Origin of the sequence: Fictibacillus sp. 18YEL24 (assembly GCF_015903855.1) — a bacterium.
Taxonomy (GTDB): domain Bacteria; phylum Bacillota; class Bacilli; order Bacillales; family Fictibacillaceae; genus Fictibacillus; species Fictibacillus phosphorivorans_C.
Map to the genome: position 1 here is coordinate 19,792 of NZ_JACZDT010000008.1, position 18,071 is coordinate 37,862.

An 18,071-nucleotide genomic window follows, 5' to 3' on the forward strand; every position below is an offset into this window, starting at 1 on the left:
AAAAACGAGCTGATTTCATGTGAAATCGGCTCGTTTTTTAAACAAATGTTTAATTTTTTGATAAGTATCTCTCTACGATGATGTTACGATGGTGCATTTCGTGACCAGCTATAATCATCATTAGGGCACGAGTGCTAACCGGATGACCATTTGCTGTTCCTTTCCTTTCTAAAGCCTTTTTGCTCAAACTCTTAATAAGCTGGATTGTCGCCAAGCGTACTGATACATAATGTTCTATTAAATCTCTTACCGGAATATCATCAAAGCCAGCTTCCTCTACATAAGCATTTTCATCATATCCAGGAAGTGAGCTTGTTTCCCCTCGTGCGATCGATAATAAACGATAGCTCATGATTCTCTCCGTATCGGTTATATGACCAACCACTTCTTTTACGCTCCACTTCCCTGTTGCATATCGATAGGAAAGCTGCTCATCATCTAACTTGCTAACGATTCCCACTGTTTCTTTCATTTGATCTGTTAATACTTGAATGATATCCCCTTCAGGTACTAAGCTTACATAAGTTTGATAATACTCTGCGTACTCTTCCCCTGATATCTTCTCCATATAAATTCATTCCTCTCTTATGTATAAGGTATAATGATATTCTTCTACTAATGCTACTTTAAAACAATGTTTTAATCTCTTTTATGAAGGAAGACCTATTCCTTTAAAAACTTTATGGTCACTCTTAACCACTATTGAAATTATAGAGAAATAGTCTAACATACACGCTTTTTTATACTTTTTTCATACCATATAAAAAGTTTATACAATCGATGTATTATAGATAAAACCGAAAGTCTCTCTTTCATGAAATTTATGATGAACACACAAGGATTGAACCTTTATTTGATGGTGTCGATGCTTTTTTTTTCCATTGAGAGCAAAACACTACTTTCAATCGAATTATCTGGTATAAAATAAACATATTCACCGAAGTAACCGACAAAATACGTATGAACTATAAAAAGGGGTATAAGTATGTTACAAAGTAAAAACTTAAAACAAAAAGTTCTTTCCATACTTGAAGATAAAATACAACTTATAAAAAAAGACGAAGGTGCGATTTATTTAGTTGGTCCCATTCGTCTGCCTGTTAATCTTTATGGAGATACCGTTGTTTTCAACTGGTACTGTTGGCTTGAAGGCTGTGAACAGACCGAAAACTTTGAAGAAGTAATCGACAAGCTATCCTCTGCAAACCTGGCTGAATATCAACAGTCCAGTGTTTTAGTTTATGGTGACTTTGCTTACAATGATGAGGCACTAATTCGTATGCACTCCATCTGTCACACAGGCGATATTTTTGGCAGCAAACGATGTGACTGCGGATACCAGTTAAAGCAGTCGATGAAAATGATTGTAGAACATGGGACAGGTGCACTCTTTTATTTAGCAAACCATGAGGGCCGTGGTATTGGTCTATTTAGTAAGGCGATGGCTTACCTTCTTCAGGAAAGTGGACAAGATACCGTAGAGGCGAACGAGAGTCTTGGATTTGTAGATGATTCTAGAAATTACGAAGACGCTATTGAAGTATTAAAAGCATTACGTTCAAAGCCAGTTACACTCATTACTAACAACCCGAAAAAATTAGAAGCACTTCATCAAGCTGGTCTTTCTGTTACAGCACGTGCTCCGATCTGGGGAGACGTTTCTGAATACAACGAGAAGTATCTTCAAACCAAGATTAAGCGATCTGGTCATCTAGATGAAGGAGTATTCACGAATGAGTAGTCACGAATTCTACATGCAGCTCGCCCTAAATAATGCACAAGCCATGAAAGGTCAAACAGACCCCAACCCTTTGGTGGGGTCTGTAATCGTAAATCACAACGAAATCGTTGGGGTTGGTACACACCTTAAAGCTGGTGAACCTCATGCAGAAATCCATGCCATTCGTATGGCTGGAGATAAGGCGAAAGGTGGTACGATCTATGTTACACTAGAACCCTGCTCTCACCATGGGAGAACGGGACCCTGTGCTATAGCGATTGTAGAAGCAGGCATTAAAAAAGTGGTCATTGCTGCATTAGATCCTAACCCACTCGTATCTGGGAAAGGTGTACAAATACTAAAAGATGCAGGGATTGAAGTTGAGACAGGAATTCTTCAAGAGGAATCAGAACGAATGAATGAAGTGTTCAACAAATTTATCGTCCAGAAGATCCCTTTCGTAACTTTGAAATCAGGAATCACACTTGATGGGAAAATTGCAAGTCATACGAACAATAGCAAATGGATCACATCACCAGAAGCTCGTGAAGATGTGCATAAAATGCGAAATGAAAATCGAGCTATACTCGTTGGCGTTAATACGGTCATTCATGATGACCCTGAACTAACGACCAGAATTCTGAATGGTCGAAATCCGCTTCGAGTGATTATGGACTCGACACTTAAGATCCCTTTAGAATCTAAAGTTGTAAGAGACAATCAAGCTGAAACCTGGGTATTTACTACCGAAAATTATGACAAGCAAAAAAAGCTTCAACTTGAAGCTCACGGATTAAAAGTGTTTATTGCTGGTGAATCACAAGTTGACCCGCTTGAGGTCTTAAGAACGCTAGGAAGTAATCAGATTTCTTCCCTTTTGATCGAAGGTGGAGGTACGATTAACGCGGCTTTTCTAGAAAACAAACTAGTTGATAAAGCGGTTTTCTACATCGCACCTAAACTGATCGGTGGCCAGCATTCACCTTCCTTTTTTGGTGGGACTGGTATTGAAAAGATGTCTGATGCCATCCAGCTGCAAAATCTTACGGTTACTCAAATCGGACCTGATTATAAGTTTACAAGTTATCCAAAATACGAATAAGAGGTATATTTAAATGAGATTTGGTTTTGACATTGATGATACACTGATTAATCTTCGCCAACATGCCTTTCATATCTATAACAAAAAGTTAAAACAAAATGTTCCAATCGATGTTTTTGACACGATTGAAACTCTGGAGATTCATGAACCGTTCGGTCTCTCAAAACAGGAAGGCAATCAGATGTGGATCGATTCTATGGAAGAGATTTATTTTACAGATTGTCCTGCTTACCCTGATGCTATTGAAGTCTTGCAAGAACTTCATAAGGAGGGGCATGAAATTTTCTACATCACAGCGAGACCAGCTGAACATTGTGAAGAAACAAAAAAATGGGTCGAGAATGCTGGATTTCCTGTTCAAGAAGGGCGTTTCTTCTGTGGAATGAAAGATGAGGAGAAAATCCATACGATTAAAGATTTGAAGCTGGACTTTTACTTTGATGATAAGCCTAATGTCTTAAATACGCTAACGGAAGAACCTGTTCAGCTTTATGTTAGACATCAGAATTACAACAAGGATTTAGACATGCCTCGTTTGACGAATTGGTCTGAATTAAAAGAGATCATTAAAAAACATAGCAGCAAAAAATAGGACGCAGTCTTTTGTTTGATGCTTCTTAAGGCAGCACGTTAAAAAACGTGCTGTTTTTTTAAACGCTCGTTTTGGTGTATGGTAATAAGACTGGAGGTTAAAATGATATGCTGCTATTCTTATTGCTTTGTTTACTTACTGCAGGTTTTTTTTTAGAGCTCTTTCAAAAGCATATTTTAAGGGTGAAAGACCCTGATATTCATGTATTATGGGCAGAATTAGAAAGCGAAGAATGGTTCCAAGAATTAAACGATATCCCTGAGACCAAGAAGTGGATTGAACTAGATAAACAGAACGGCTTATTAAAAGATCCCTATTATGTACGAAAAATAATTGATCAAGTCGGACATCGTGAAGGTTACATACGCTACATAATCAATAAAACGAAGTAATGGCTCAAACAAAAAGTTGATCTTTTGTTTGAGCCTTTTCTTTTGCCAAAAGCAGCTGTGTTTAATGGATTGAGGTATTCAACAGGGCTTACTGCCCCATTAGCAATTCGGAGGATTATGTTGAAAATTTGCGAGTGTTCCATCCAAAACTCACTGGTAAAACTCTAAACTCCAAGGATTCAAAATGAGATTGAGTTTAAGAATTATATTTACCTATAGAATAATGCCTTCAAATTAAAACAATACTAAACCATATTCAATAAACCGGAGGAACGTATGAGAATTCAACCTGGTGTAGCTCCACTTCATATTTATGTTCTTTTAATTCTTTCATCCGGCCTCGTAAATCATGTTCTGATTATACCCGTCATCTTATCAGCTTCAGGAAGAGATGCTTGGGTAAGTATTCTTCTTTCAATAATTCCATACATCCTATTTATTTTACTAATTGGTTCGGTTTTAAAAAAATTAGGAAATCAAAATATTATAGATTTTATAAAAAAACGACTCGGTCCTGTCCCTGTCTATGTGCTCAGCGGTGTATTTATCCTTTACTTTTTCTTAAATGCTACGATTACTTTTCGAGATACCATTACATGGACAAAAACAAATTATTTAATGGATACTCCAGCTCTTGTCCTATGTATCTTATTAGGTGTGCTCTGTTTTTTAGGGACTTATAAAGGACTTCAGGAGTTAAGCATGGTAGCTTTGATAGCCTTACCTTTAGTTGTAACATTCGGTTTTTTTATTGCGATTGGAAACATTCAACATAAAGACTATTCCATGTTATTGCCGATTGCAGAAAATGGCTGGTCTCCTGTGTTAAAAGGCGGAGTTTATGTTTTATCAGGATTGACAGAGTTAAGTACGCTTTTATTTCTTGTACATCACACTCGTAAAACGCTTAAGTGGAAACACATCATTTTTGTAAGTTTTGTTTTAGTGGGGCTTATGTTAGGACCGACAATGGCAGCCATTGCAGAGTTTGGCCCTTACGAAGCCAATAAATTGAGATACCCTGCTTTTGAGCAATGGAAACTTCTAACGATTAGCAAAGAGATTACCAGGATGGACTTCCTTTCCATCTTCCAATGGATTTCTGGTGCTTTTATTAGAGTAAGTCTATTGATGTACTTAGTTACAAAATTGATTGATGTAAAAAAACACAGGATATGGCTAGTTGCTTCCCTATATATACTTGCAATTGCTTATGCCCTTGCTCCTGTATCAAACATTTCTGTTTTTAACTTTTTGTATCATTACTTCTTTCCGATACAGATGTATGTGATGATGCCAATTATAACGATTTTCTGTCTTTATGTTCTAGTTAAGAAATGAGGAACCTATGATGAAGTTTATCCACCGTAAAGAAAATACTAAAATTCATGAACTTCTTAGCTGGTTCGCTCATTCCACAGACGTAGTGGTAAAAAAAGATTTATTTGCAGAAAAAACAAAAAATGCATATACCTTGATGTTCTGTAAAGGGCTAGTTGATACCCCATTACTAGAAGAAAGCTTGCTTCCCTTCTTAAATGACATCGCTCAGCAGGATGATGTTGACATGTTTAACTCTTTAAAAAGTCGGTTTGTGGTTCATGAAATCCTTATTGATTCAGAAAACAAAAGAAAGATAGAGCATAGCTTGTTTTCAGGTCAAGTACTGTTAACCGGTTCAAACGACAATTCTCTATGTGCCATCAATCTTGCAAATATGCCAAAGCGTACACCAGAAGAATCGAATACAGAGATCTCAATCCGTGGCGCACGAGACGGTTTTATTGAAGATTTGGAAATCAATTTCGCGTTAATCCGAAAACGTCTAAAAACATCTTCACTCAATAGCAAGTCTTTTACGATTGGCAGAAGGAGCCAAACGGCTATTTCCTTACTATTTATTGAAGATATAATCGATCCTGATCTCGTCGTAAGGGTCGAACAGCGTCTTTCTAAAATTGATATCGATGCTCTTGTATCAAGCAGTGAACTAGAAGAAGAATTATCCGATTCCGTTTTTTCCATTTTCCCCCTGCTTGATAATACAGGTCGTCCCGATTTTGCGGTTCAATCATTAATTCAAGGAAGATTTGTTATTATTGTAGACGGTTCACCTACAGTGCTTATCGGACCATCTTCTCTTGCAATTACGTTGAAGTCTCCTGAAGACGCTCATGCCAGTTTTTACATGGTATCGTTTGAACGTGTTCTTCGATTCACAGGACTTTTCACAACCGTTTCATTACCCGGACTCTGGATTGCACTGACAACCTTTCACCCAGATCAGCTTCCTTATCCCCTTCTTGCAACGTTAACACTCTCAAGAACAGGATTACCGTTATCGTTGCCACTTGAAATGATGATCATGGTCGTTTTGTTTGAATTGTTTAAAGAAGCAGGAGCTAGACTTCCTAGAGCTGTTGGTCAGACCGTAGCGGTATTAGGCGGATTAATAGTTGGGGATGCGGCAATCCGGGCAGGGTTAACCTCTCCTACAACACTTGTTGTTGTAGCTATAACGATGATTGCAAGCTATACGTTCGTCAACCAATCATTGAGTGGGAATCTGCTTTTTTTACGGATATATACCCTTCTCATGTGTGCAACATTTGGACTGTTTGGATTTTTCATATCTATGCTTAGTATATTCTTGCTAGTCAGTTCCCTTCGTTCCTTTGACTATCCATATATAGAATCTTTAGCTGCACCAAATGTGGCTGATACGTTTAAAACATTTTTTAAAGCTCCTTTTACTCTTATCAAGAAAAGATCTTCGTACCTGTATCCAAAAGACGCTACTCGCCAAGGTGATCGCAATGAGAAATAAGACAAAGCTCATGTTCACGTTGTTAATCTTGCTTCTTATGCTAACAGGTTGCTGGGGCTCTAGGGGCATTAATGAACAACTCTATATTGAAGCTTTAGGTGTGGATTATAAAGATGGTAAGTATATCGTTTATACCGAATCCGCTGTCTTCTCATCAATCGCTAAACAAGAAGGCGGAGGCGCCCAGGCAGGTGACTCTCCTGTTTTAGTCGGAAGAGAAGAAGGAGATACCCTAACAATGGCTTTCAGGAAGTTAGAGAAATCTTCCCAGTTCCCTCTATATTACGGACACGTGCAAGTAATACTGTTTAGCGAGAGGGTGATTAAAGAAAAGCTGAGTGAAGTAATTTCTCATATCGGTCACGATCCTCTAATTCGATTTACAGCATGGATTTTTGGTACGTCAGAAGAAATAAGCGAAGTATTAATGGCAAAATCTCTTTTTAAGCAAGCACCAACATACAAAGTTTTGTTTCATCCAGATAGTATGTTGCAAAGAAACCACTCTGTTAACCCATTATCTATGCAGATGCTATTAAGAGATGGCAGCGAACCATTCGGATCAGCCATAATTCCTAATATAAAATTAGTAAAAGGAAAGTGGCACGAAGATAATGATAAACCAATGTTACCCACCATTAATGGAGGTTATGTACTTAATAGTATGAACTTTAAAGGAAAGCTGAATGATGCAGAACTTCATGGATTGGAATGGTTAACGAAAGAAAAAAAAGAGAACAAGCTGGAGATTTCTTTAGGAGACACTGTTGTTGAACTTGACGTAAAAGGATATAAAATAAAGCTGAATAAGCCAGTTCAAAATGAACTTAAGTATACAATCGAAGTCAAAGCAAAAGCAACAATCGATGAAAATTTAGATATTGTTCCTCGTAAAGAACTTGAAAAGAAAATCGTCCATAAAATGAAGAAGGATATTGAGCAGACTTATTTAAATGGAATTTCCATAGACAGTGATATTTATAATTTAACACGTTCTACTTATCGAAAGTCACCGTCTATAGTTAAAAGGTATGCTTTGCAGAAAGACTCATTGGCTTCAGTCAAAGTAAAAGTTCAAATCGTTCATGCAGGAAGTCAGAAGTATAAAGACTAACAAAAAAACTAGCACGCATGCTAGTTTTTTTGTTTGTTACTTTCTATCGCTTGTTTTACATTCGCAAATGTTTTTATTGATGAAAAATCGATTCCTTCAGAAACCGCACTGATCGCTAGCTCAGGACGCAAACCAGTCACCATTACGTTAATACCAAGTAATGCTAGAACACGGTATACATTAAAAATATGAGACGCCACTTCAGTATCAATGTCGACGATTCCTGAAAAATCCATAATTAGCCGTTCAACTTGAAGCTCAGGGATTTTAGGCAGCACATGATTCATAAGGTGCTCTGTTCGATCAGCGTCGATGGTTCCAATCAATGGCAAAACAGCCAGTCCATTCTCGATAGGAACGACCGGTGTTGAAAGCTCACGAAGCTCTTTCTTTGTTTTCTCTAAAATTTCCTCTGACTTTCGTTCAAAGGCAAGAACCGTTTCATTAAGGCTTACGTCCAGCATATGATGAACACGCTTAATAATTAATACCACATCTTCCGTAGAAAGTCCGAAATCAATGCTTATATTTAAAATGAAATCCGCAAACACCATTCGAGTGTCAGGATAACGGATTAAAATATCAGAGATTCGATGATGCTTTGCTGCTGTTTTCTCTCCGTTTTCTCGACTCCACTCCAATAGTTCTTCTGGTACAGATCCTTCTTCACAATCAATAGATTCACTTAAAAAGGATAGGAATTCTGCATACACTTTTCTGGCCTGACTAATATCGGTCTCGCTTACTTGGAAACCAAACTGCCCGATAATATCATCAACGATTCTATTAGCTAGAAGCTCTGCATTTTCTTTTAGATAATGGGCAACCGTTAATGTCGACTTCATCTTCTTCACCTCAAGAAAAATAGTTTTATTATCATACCTTTAATGATTTTATCACTAAAGAACCAGTAAATGGCTAAACTGTGAAAATAATAATAGAGACAAGTGTTAAAAGATTTTGAAGAATTTTTTCGCATTGGTGGTTGTTCTTAGGTGTAGTTGTTTTCTGTTTCAGGATGTTCGCTTTTCGCGTTGCGTGCGGTGTGCACCATGAATGATAGACATTCAAGAGATTTTACTTACTCCTAAATAGACAAGGCAATACTACATATGTGAGCTTTCTCATTGATCATTGGCGAGATACTTATCAGTTGGTATCCATGACTTCCTCTCCAATCGGTTTGTTATTAAGAGAAACAATCAAATTAAATCTTCTTCTACAGTAGAAATATAAAGAGTATGTAAACCTTATAGTGATTAGGTTGAAAAGAAAAGGAACTCATGTTATTTTTATTTCGAAAACCGATATAGGTAATCAATATTGAGATGCGAATATAGGCGGTGATTATATGGAAGAGAAAACTTTAAGAAAACTTTTTCTTGGTTTCATACAAATACACATTCTGCATCATGCGCTTGAACACCCGATTTATGGCGTATGGATGCTAGAAGAACTCAGAGAACACGGCTATAAAATTAGCACAGGTACACTATATCCGATTCTTCACTCCATGGAATCAGACGGACTTTTGACAAAGGAAAACAAGAACGTTGAAGGAAAAATTAGAAAGTACTACACCGCAACTGAAAAAGGCAAAGTCGTCTTATCTGAAGCAAGAGCAAAAGCTTATGAACTGTTTAAAGAAATCAAAGAGTAAGAGGTGATCATACATGACAGAAAACAAAAGTTTACTTAAAACACTATTAGAAATTCTTATCGTTTCAACAAGACTTGGTCTCACTTCTTTTGGTGGACCCATCGCGCACCTAGGTTATTTTCATGAAGAATACGTTAGAAAACGCAAATGGATGGATGAAAAAAGCTACGCAGACCTTGTAGCTCTCTGTCAGTTTCTCCCTGGGCCTGCTAGTAGCCAAGTGGGAATAGGCATCGGTGTTATGCGAGGAGGTGTGTTAGGAGGAATTGTATCCTTTATCGGTTTTACCTTCCCTTCCGTTATCGCGCTCATCGTTTTCGCACTTATCCTGCAAGGATTAAATGTTTCAGATCTCAGCTGGATTCATGGATTAAAGCTCGTAGCCGTTGCTGTTGTGGCACATGCCATTTTAGGAATGGCCGAAAAGTTAACACCAGATTTAAAAAGAAAAACCATCGCATTGTTAGCACTAATTGGAACACTATTGTGGCAGACTGCGTTCTCTCAGGTGGGTGTCATCCTATTAGCAGGCTTATTAGGATTTTTATTATACAGGGACCAAACAGATAACGATGAAACAAAATATGAATTTCCTATCTCAAAAAAGTTTGCTGTAATCTGTTTGAGTTTATTCTTTGCGTTACTTCTTCTGTTGCCGATCTTAAGAGATGTGACTTCAAACAGTTGGATCGCGATCTTTGACAGCTTCTATCGTTCTGGATCACTTGTATTCGGAGGCGGACATGTAGTTCTTCCGTTACTTGAGCGAGAATTCGTACCATCCGGCTGGATCAGTGAAGAAGCATTTTTGGCCGGTTATGGAGCAGCCCAAGCCGTACCTGGTCCTCTGTTCACGTTTGCAGCCTACATTGGGGCAGTGATGAACGGATGGCAAGGCGGATTACTTGCTACAGTCGCAATCTTTTTACCTGCTTTTCTATTAATCTTAGGCGCTCTTCCCTTTTGGAACATGCTTAGACAGAATGCTAAGATCAAAGGAGCTTTAATGGGTGTTAATGCTGCAGTTGTTGGAATTCTAATATCCGCCTTCTATCAGCCTATTTGGACAACAACGATCCTTAAACCGATAGACTTTGCATTTGCAGCAGTACTGTTCAGCATGTTGGTATATTGGAAACTGCCTCCATGGGTAATCGTTATTACTGGTGCAATTGGTGGTTTATTGATGTCATTCTTATAAAATGAATTAAACGTTTGTTTAAATTTCTAAAAAGAAACTGCTTGAGTTCTTATTGAACGAAGCAGTTTCTTTTCTATTTTAATAATCATTCTCTTCACAACTTCTACATAAGTGTCCTTTATGCTAGTCATATGTTCATAAAGTTCTCATGAAGAAGAATACTAACACTAGCCCATAAAGGAGGTTTTATTAATGGTTAAAAATAAACTATTTATCACGATGTTGCTCTCATTCTCACTCGTTCTTTCAGCATGTGGAAAAGATGAGGAAACAAAAAAGAATGAAAATAGTCAAGATCATGCAGATCATGGAGAGATGAACCATTCAAGTTCTGGAGAAGTGCCTGAAGGACTTAAGGAGGAAGCAAATCCAACATATGAAGTTGGAAGTAAAGCGGTTATTCATGCAGATCATATGAAAGGTATGAACGATGCAGAAGCTACAATCGTTGGTGCATATGATACAACCGTATATACCGTAAGTTACACACCTACAACAGGTGGAAAAAAAGTAAAGGATCACAAGTGGGTCATACACGAAGAGATCAAAGATGCAGGTGATAAACCTCTAACTTCAGGAACAGAAGTTATCCTTGAAGCAGATCATATGAAAGGTATGAAAGGCGCAAAAGCTACAATTGATTCTGCTGAACAAACTACCGTCTATATGGTCGACTATACGCCTACAACAGGTGGAGAACGTATCAAGAACCACAAATGGGTGACAGAAAGCGAGCTATCTAAGGGCAAATAATTTTTATAGGCCCGAAATATGGATTTATGGGCCTTAAAAATATTTTATAGACCCTTAGTCTGCAGTTATAGGCTCGAAATCTCCATTTATAGTCCTTCAAAAAGTTTATAGGCTTTTCGACAAAGCACACATGAATATCGAAAAAAGCCGGCGTCCCTAATCACGCCGGCTTCCTTATCTGAAAAATTTCATTTTCACATCAGTTCCTCGCTTATACTCCTCATTTATCCAAATCTGTCCATCGTGAGCTTCAACGATTCTTTTTACAATCGTCAAACCGATCCCGCTGCCTCCATGTTCTCTGTTCCTTGATTTTTCTCCTCGATAGAAGCGTTCAAACACGTGTTTACTCTCTTCTTCTGGAATGCCGATTCCTGTATCTCGTATGGATATCAATACTGATTCGGTATAAACATGAGTCACAACCGTAACTTCTCCCCCTCTAGGTGTATACCTTAACGCATTACTGAACAGGTTCATAAACACTTGAGACATTCGTTTGCCATCCATATTTAATTCAATATCACTATCCAATTCACTTCGAAGTAATATTCCCTTTTGTATAAATGCTCCTGATACGGCATCCACACTTTTTATGAGGATATGGTTTAGTTGTTGTGGTTTCTTATTTAGTGAGAACTCAGGTGCCTCCATGGCTGTTAAATATTCAAGATCCTGCACGATTGTAATCAGTCGATCGATTTCACCTGTTAATGACTGTATACGGGCTGTAGTTGGCTCGAAAACCCCATCTTCAAAAGCCTCTAAATGACTTTTAATCGTCGCTAATGGGGTTCTGAGCTCATGAGCAATATCTGAAGTCATATTTTTACGGTAAGTTTCCTGTAATTGTAGTTTAGCGGCAAGCTGATTTAGAGAGTTACCCAGGTCATTGAGCTCATCATCTCCAAGTGTCTTCACTCTGACGTGAAGCTCTCCCTTAGCCATCTTTTCTGCCACTTTTCTCATCTCTACCATAGGTTTTGATAAGTTCTTAGCCACAAAATAACTAATGATACAGACTAAAAGTATTGCACCGATCGACGTCCAAAGAACTGAACTTAACAGCGCCTTTTCAAAGTGATGCGTTAAAGGCTCTATACTATTAAATTCCGGCACATCTTTTTGAAACATCGTAAAATGGAAGTGGACTTCGTACATGATGATAAGACCGGCAATAATGAGAATGGATGACGCAGCCAAAATAAAAATGAGTGTCAGTCTTGAATGCAGACCTTTAAACATGGCTGCCTCCAGTAAACTTATATCCTACCCCGAACACTGTAACGATATAACGCGGGTTCTTAGGATCAGTCTCAAGTTTAGACCTTAAATTTTTGACGTGTTGATCGATGGTTCTAGTGTCACCTTCATAATCGAACCCTAAAATCTTCTCCACTAATTCCTCTCTCGAAAAAACACGATTTGGATGTCTGCCAAATGTCAGCAATAGTTTATATTCATTCGGTGTAAGGTTGACAAGATCTCCATGTACGTAAACTTCTTGTTTACGAGCATCGACTTTAAGTTCTCCTTTGTTATAAGTAATCTGCTCAGCCAATAACCCCTCATCTCCTGTTCGGCGCAATATCGTTTTAACCCGTAAAACAAGTTCGCGCGGGCTAAAAGGTTTCACCATATAATCGTCAGCACCGAGAGATAATCCATTGATGCGATCTTCTTCACTCACCTTTGCAGTCAACATTAAAATCGGTAATGTGTGGGTCTGTCTAATTCTCTGACAGAGTGCTTCTCCACTCATATCTGGCAACATAAGGTCGAGTATTACGAAATCTACAGAGTTATTTTTTATAAAATAAATAGCATCGTTAGCAGTAAGAGCTTCTAAAGTGTTAAACCCTTCCTTTTTTAAGTATGAAGAGACAACTTCCAACAGCTTTGGTTCATCCTCCACGATCAAAATGGTTTTCACGATCATTACTCCTCCAAAAGTTAGATTACTTGTATTATAACGAAGAATTCACGGCTTAAATAAAAAATGAACTGCTCTAGAACGCTAGCAGTTCACTTTATTTTTTTAGTTAGCCTCGCTTTTCGGCTTACTCTGCAAACCAGCCTCATCAATCCTCTATGTGCTACAGGAAATAGCGTAAAAAAAACGTCCATCGTTCTTCGCATCGGCATAGGGCATATGATAGGCTTATTTTTATGTATGCCATCGATTGTTAGTTTTGCTAGTTTTTCTGGAGACATCATCTTTTGTTTTTGAAATTGCTTCATAATCACATCTTTATCTATTTGAATAGCTTTTGCTTTCTCGAAGATTGGTGTGTCCACGAACGTAGGACAAAGTGTACTCACTTTAATGCCGAATTCTTCTGCCTCATAATGAAGAGAAGTTGTTAATCCAACTACTGCGTGTTTCGTGGTTCCATAGGCTGCAGAAACGGGAGATGGACCTAGTCCCGCAGCAGAAGCTGTGTTTACGATATGGCCAAACCCTTGTTGTTTCATTATTCGATATCCTGCGTGAGTTCCGTGTATAACTCCCCAAAGATTAACATTCATAATTGAATGCCAGTCGTCTAGAGGCGTATCATACAATTCACCATACATCGCTATGCCAGCATTATTAAACAAATAATCTAGCCTTCCAAACTCCGTATATATATCTTTTATAGCTTTCTCTACACTTTTAGCATCCGTTACGTCTAAAAATTGAAATCTTGCATTTTTGGCTCCACTGTTTAATTTCTCTTCAACCTGTATACCTAATTCTTGATTGATATCCGTGATGATGACAAACACGTTTTGTGAGACGAGCTCCTCACAAAGTGCGTAACCGATCCCCGAAGCTCCGCCTGTTACAATCGCAACTCTTCGCTCATCCATCGAACCAACCACCTTTGTTACTTATTTTTAACTATGATTACTTCAATGCATCCTTTTCAATAAATTGATGTTGATCAATTATTGCTGCATATTCATCTGCAACAATTTGAGCGCCTTTACTGTTCAAATGAATGCCATCAAGTGTCAGATGCAACCCACGTTTCTTTGACAACTGATCGATTCTTGATGTTTTTTTATAAAAAAGAACATCTTTCATAACTGTTAATACTTTTGTACTGATATAGTCGGAACTCTTTATTGAAGAGAGGTGGTTTTCAAAAACGGTGTGTAGATTAAGTATGGAAACATTTGTATGTTTGTGAGCGATGGATGTAATGAGGGTATTTAATTGTTTAATCTCTTGATTTGAGACATTATTCAGATCCTCACCAACTATTGCTGGAGTAACCGTAATTACAACTTTTGAGGAAGATAAGACACACTCTAAATTTTTTTGATAATACGCTTTAAACTCTTCATGATCTTCTGCAACAGGTTGTGCTTGAACACTTAGTAATTTTGAATAGACATCATTAACACCAATCCAAAGGAAAGCAAGATCAAAGGCTTCTAACTTCTTTTTTGTTAGGCGGCTATGCAAGCTTTTAACAGACTCCCCCGGTTTGCCTAGGTTTACAAACGTCATGCGGGGATATTGTTTCTGTAAGAGTTTAAAAAAAGAAACACCAGGTCTTCCTTCTGTCAGACTGTCACCGATTAATCCGATTCTCATACCGTTTCCTCCTTATTTGTGGATGGATCCTAAAAAAATACTTACAGCATTCTTAAAGAGCGGTTCTAAGGTGTGAAGTTCCTGAGTATTCGTAAGCTGACAAAGGCCACCAAGCCATGTGCCGATCAAAACCGTCCATTCATCGATATTGCCTTTCTTAAATTCGCCTTCTTCTATCCCTTGAACGAGAATTGCACGATAAGCACCCATTGGAATGACCGCTAATTCGTATAGCTGCTTAATGGATTCTGGACTAGATTCAGGATTGGAAGCAAGCTCTTGTCCTCCTTTTAAAAGAGGAGTTTGGTAATTATAAAGAACATGCAAAGCCATTCCATAAAGCTTATCGGATGCACAAGTAAATTCAGGTTCTTTATTCATCCACTTCAAATACCATTCCTTCATTGTTCGTTGAGCTAATAATACAAACAACTTTTCTTTATTCTCAAAATGATAATAAATGTGTCCTTTGCTATATCCAGAAGCTTTTGAGATATCAGAAACCGAAGTTTGTGTGTAACCTTTTTGCGAAAAGAGTAAAAAGGCTTTCTCCATGATTTCGAGTTTTGCTGTTTCACTGTTGTATCTTCTTTTACTCACTGCTTTAATTCCTTTCATAATTTGAACGACCGTTCTAATTTATTATACATTTTTTAACAGTTGTTGAAAATGTATTTTCTAATACATTCACAAAATTGTAAATATTATCAAAAAAACACCCGAATGAGGGTGTTTGGCAAATATGTACTATTCAAATCTCCATCTGTAACCTTCTTTTCCATTTTACATATTACATGTATAAGGGGGAGATCAATTTGCTTGCAAACAATCGATATCGTACGGTCTATCATGGTACTAAATTATTTGCTGCTAAGCTTATCCAACAAAACGGTATCTGGTTAGAAGCACAAAGATTGAGAACTGATTTTGGTCAAGGCTTTTACGTAACTTTTAGTAGAGAACAAGCTAAATCTTGGTCTTACTTTAGAGCAAAGAACAAGCAACTTTCACCCCATATACTAGATTTATTAAACTTTACTGAATCAGATTATCTAAACCACCCTGACACAAAGATCCCAGCTTATTTAGCATTCTCAGTGGATTTATATGCTCTAGGAAGATTACAGGGCAGAATCTTCCCTTTACCACACGATGAGAAATGGAAATTAAATAAGGATGATTGGAAAGACTTTGTAAAAACGTCTCGTAAAGGAATGAAGCATGGTTACGACTTTGTATATGGTCCTGTTTGGAGTGGACATTTTAACAGTACAGGTGAAATAAAAGCATCTCCATTTAAAGAACAACTTTCGTTTCATAACAATAGAGCTCTACGTTGTTTATCAAGTCCGATGATTATCAAACTCCCACCAAAAAAGTGGATGAACAGTTCAGAATTCAAAAATCACGATCAAGAAGCGTTTATATCAGAAATCGGTAAAAACCTTATGATAATAAGTACAATGAAAGAGAAACAAGCCTATCCCTTCATAAAAAAGTACTTAATGACTCATTCATTCTCAGATCTTCATTCCCATGAAACTGCACTTTACTGGGCATTCTCTATCTTCTATCAATCCAAAAGGATATGGATTGACGAATTCGAACGCTGTCTCGATTCCATCATTCAACTCTAATCATACTCTTTCTCAAAAATTCTTTATACCTATTTTCATCTATGAAATGGTTAGAGATAAAGAGCTTTAATCCATTTTGATTGTCATACCCCTCAAAAAAAGACACTTCCTCCTTAATAGCTAAAAAAGTTTTTGGAATACGCCGATGTGTATGTTCAATAACATGCCGAGGTATAGATCGCCCCGTTTTTTTAGCTCTGATTGCTTCTCTATCGATTGCAACATCAACAGGAACATCTACAATATATACGATTACTTCATATCTTCTTTTTTGTAAGCTGTTCACTAGAGATACATACTTACCTGTTTTCGCCATTGTTCCTTCTAGCAGGAACGACCTTTTTGTTTCTAACATGTGATGGACTAACTTTTCGGAGATATCCACCGATTCTTTATGAACAAGGGCAGCGGCTGAACTAGGAAATTTTTTTTGATACGATTGATACTCAGGAATCATTTTTTTTATTTCGTCCGGATCAATTGAGATCAAATGTCTTTTCTTCTTTTTTATGTTTTGTTTCACGATACTTTCACACAAAGATGTTTTACCAGAAGCACTCCCTCCTCCAACTAACACAGCGATCGGAGGTTGAAGGTTATCCATTTTTGATCGTTTAATGAGTGTAGCTAAAATTTTTTGATGCAGAGCTTCTCGTTCTTTTATATACATATTGTTTTTGTCTGTAAAGACCACTTTGGTTTCTTTGAACGGGAGACCTCTAACCCTCGAAGTGTATAGGATCTTTGAAACCATCCAACTCCACATCCCTAGTTCACCTCCAAAAAAAAGAATCCCCTATCACTAGGAGATTCTTCAAAACGGACATTTATGTTTAATTAAGACTAAAGTTAGCTATTTTGTCTGCGTTTTCGTATATAAAGAATGACAACAGAAACAAAGAGTAACGCCAAAACAGCATAGATGATTTTGGAGTAAACGTCCATATACCCTACAATGACTTCCCATGACGCTCCAAAATACGCACCCAGATTAACGAGAGCAATGTTCCAGATCAATGTTCCGAATGTTGTAAGAACAAGGAATAAACCAAAATTCATATTGGACATGCCCGCCGGAATAGAGATTAAGCTTCGAATCAACGGAATGAAACGACAAAAGAATACCGTCCATGGACCATATTTATCAAACCATGCATCTGCTTTGTGAATATCCTTCTTCGTTAATCGAAGGATATGTCCCCATCTGTCAACGATCTTCTCCATACGTTCCACATCAAGCTGCAGTCCTACACCATATAGAATCACCGCTCCCAAAACAGAACCGACTGTCGCGGCTAAAATAACACCTACTATATTTAAATCTGAAGAGTGCGTCATGAACCCTCCAAAAGTTAAAATGATCTCAGATGGAATCGGAGGAAATACGTTTTCTAATGCGATTAACAGTAGAATTCCCCAATATCCAAATTCGTTCATGATATTGATTAACCAATTCTCCATAACTAACTCCTTTGTTTCTAGAACTA

At 37.6% G+C, this 18,071-nt stretch carries 20 protein-coding genes; 11 read left to right on the forward strand and 9 right to left on the reverse strand.

The genetic code is table 11. The features are described from left to right. Positions 1-49 precede the first annotated feature (49 nt). Complete coding sequence (locus HU823_RS19715; RefSeq protein WP_197223152.1) at positions 50-568, reverse strand: DinB family protein; 519 nt, start codon at positions 566-568, stop codon at positions 50-52. A gap of 417 nt (positions 569-985) precedes the next feature. On the opposite strand from HU823_RS19715, the gene HU823_RS19720 reads away from it, so the two are divergent. The 7 genes from HU823_RS19720 to HU823_RS19750 all read left to right on the forward strand — a co-directional run bounded on the left by HU823_RS19720 (position 986) and on the right by HU823_RS19750 (position 7,747). Beyond that, positions 986-1,741, forward strand: coding sequence for a GTP cyclohydrolase II (locus HU823_RS19720; protein ID WP_066391291.1), 756 nt, complete (start codon positions 986-988; stop codon positions 1,739-1,741). Next, positions 1,734-2,822, forward strand: coding sequence for a bifunctional diaminohydroxyphosphoribosylaminopyrimidine deaminase/5-amino-6-(5-phosphoribosylamino)uracil reductase RibD (ribD, locus tag HU823_RS19725; RefSeq protein ID WP_197223153.1), 1,089 nt, complete (start codon positions 1,734-1,736; stop codon positions 2,820-2,822). The genes HU823_RS19720 and ribD overlap by 8 nt, the downstream gene beginning before the upstream one ends. A gap of 13 nt (positions 2,823-2,835) precedes the next feature. Further along, positions 2,836-3,414, forward strand: coding sequence for a 5' nucleotidase, NT5C type (locus HU823_RS19730; protein ID WP_144702997.1), 579 nt, complete (start codon positions 2,836-2,838; stop codon positions 3,412-3,414). A 107-nt stretch (positions 3,415-3,521) separates the two neighbouring features. Next, positions 3,522-3,806, forward strand: coding sequence for a hypothetical protein (locus HU823_RS19735; protein WP_197223154.1), 285 nt, complete (start codon positions 3,522-3,524; stop codon positions 3,804-3,806). Positions 3,807-4,082: 276 nt separating this feature from the next. Next, a complete protein-coding gene (locus HU823_RS19740; RefSeq protein ID WP_144703003.1) occupies positions 4,083-5,147 on the forward strand; it encodes a GerAB/ArcD/ProY family transporter in 1,065 nt (354 codons plus the stop codon). A 7-nt stretch (positions 5,148-5,154) separates the two neighbouring features. Next, the gene (locus tag HU823_RS19745; protein ID WP_144703006.1) at positions 5,155-6,633 is read left to right on the forward strand and encodes a spore germination protein; all 1,479 of its coding nucleotides are present in this window, start codon (positions 5,155-5,157) and stop codon (positions 6,631-6,633) included. Next, positions 6,623-7,747: a Ger(x)C family spore germination protein gene (locus HU823_RS19750; protein WP_186320603.1), complete on the forward strand. Its 1,125-nt coding sequence runs from the start codon at positions 6,623-6,625 to the stop codon at positions 7,745-7,747. Before HU823_RS19745 ends, HU823_RS19750 begins: the two co-directional genes overlap by 11 nt. 20 nt (positions 7,748-7,767) lie before the next feature. Here HU823_RS19750 and HU823_RS19755 read toward each other — a convergent pair whose 3' ends face one another. Then, the gene (locus HU823_RS19755; RefSeq protein ID WP_144703012.1) at positions 7,768-8,592 is read right to left on the reverse strand and encodes an STAS domain-containing protein; all 825 of its coding nucleotides are present in this window, start codon (positions 8,590-8,592) and stop codon (positions 7,768-7,770) included. Between the two features lie 506 nt (positions 8,593-9,098). Here HU823_RS19755 and HU823_RS19760 point away from each other — a divergent pair. The 3 genes from HU823_RS19760 (at position 9,099) to HU823_RS19770 (ending at position 11,361) form a co-directional block, all read left to right on the forward strand. Beyond that, positions 9,099-9,407, forward strand: coding sequence for a PadR family transcriptional regulator (locus tag HU823_RS19760; protein ID WP_144703015.1), 309 nt, complete (start codon positions 9,099-9,101; stop codon positions 9,405-9,407). Between the two features lie 13 nt (positions 9,408-9,420). Continuing rightward, positions 9,421-10,608, forward strand: coding sequence for a chromate transporter (locus HU823_RS19765; RefSeq protein WP_144703017.1), 1,188 nt, complete (start codon positions 9,421-9,423; stop codon positions 10,606-10,608). Between the two features lie 192 nt (positions 10,609-10,800). Next, entirely contained in the window at positions 10,801-11,361 is a 561-nt protein-coding gene (locus tag HU823_RS19770) for a YdhK family protein (RefSeq protein ID WP_144703020.1), read from the forward strand. Positions 11,362-11,535: 174 nt separating this feature from the next. On the opposite strand, the gene HU823_RS19775 is transcribed toward HU823_RS19770, so the two are convergent. From HU823_RS19775 to HU823_RS19795, 5 genes are all read right to left on the reverse strand, one after another. Then, a complete protein-coding gene (locus HU823_RS19775; RefSeq protein WP_197223155.1) occupies positions 11,536-12,606 on the reverse strand; it encodes a HAMP domain-containing sensor histidine kinase in 1,071 nt (356 codons plus the stop codon). Continuing rightward, a complete protein-coding gene (locus tag HU823_RS19780) occupies positions 12,599-13,294 on the reverse strand; it encodes a response regulator transcription factor (RefSeq protein WP_144703026.1) in 696 nt (231 codons plus the stop codon). The genes HU823_RS19775 and HU823_RS19780 overlap by 8 nt, the downstream gene beginning before the upstream one ends. 92 nt (positions 13,295-13,386) lie before the next feature. Beyond that, positions 13,387-14,214, reverse strand: a complete 828-nt coding sequence (locus tag HU823_RS19785; protein WP_197223156.1) for an SDR family NAD(P)-dependent oxidoreductase — start codon at positions 14,212-14,214, stop codon at positions 13,387-13,389. A gap of 37 nt (positions 14,215-14,251) precedes the next feature. Then, a complete protein-coding gene (locus HU823_RS19790) occupies positions 14,252-14,947 on the reverse strand; it encodes an SGNH/GDSL hydrolase family protein (RefSeq protein ID WP_197223157.1) in 696 nt (231 codons plus the stop codon). A 12-nt stretch (positions 14,948-14,959) separates the two neighbouring features. Continuing rightward, the gene (locus HU823_RS19795; protein ID WP_144703035.1) at positions 14,960-15,547 is read right to left on the reverse strand and encodes a TetR/AcrR family transcriptional regulator; all 588 of its coding nucleotides are present in this window, start codon (positions 15,545-15,547) and stop codon (positions 14,960-14,962) included. A 215-nt stretch (positions 15,548-15,762) separates the two neighbouring features. On the opposite strand from HU823_RS19795, the gene HU823_RS19800 reads away from it, so the two are divergent. Further along, positions 15,763-16,584, forward strand: coding sequence for a DUF3990 domain-containing protein (locus tag HU823_RS19800; RefSeq protein ID WP_197223158.1), 822 nt, complete (start codon positions 15,763-15,765; stop codon positions 16,582-16,584). Here HU823_RS19800 and HU823_RS19805 read toward each other — a convergent pair. Both HU823_RS19805 and HU823_RS19810 read right to left on the reverse strand, forming a co-directional pair. After that, the gene (locus HU823_RS19805) at positions 16,571-17,350 is read right to left on the reverse strand and encodes a zeta toxin family protein (protein WP_197223159.1); all 780 of its coding nucleotides are present in this window, start codon (positions 17,348-17,350) and stop codon (positions 16,571-16,573) included. The two genes, HU823_RS19800 and HU823_RS19805, sit on opposite strands and share 14 nt — an antisense overlap. An 83-nt stretch (positions 17,351-17,433) precedes the next feature. Next, on the reverse strand, positions 17,434-18,045 hold the full coding sequence (locus HU823_RS19810) for a DedA family protein (protein ID WP_144703044.1): 612 nt from the start codon (positions 18,043-18,045) through the stop codon (positions 17,434-17,436). Positions 18,046-18,071 lie beyond the last annotated feature (26 nt).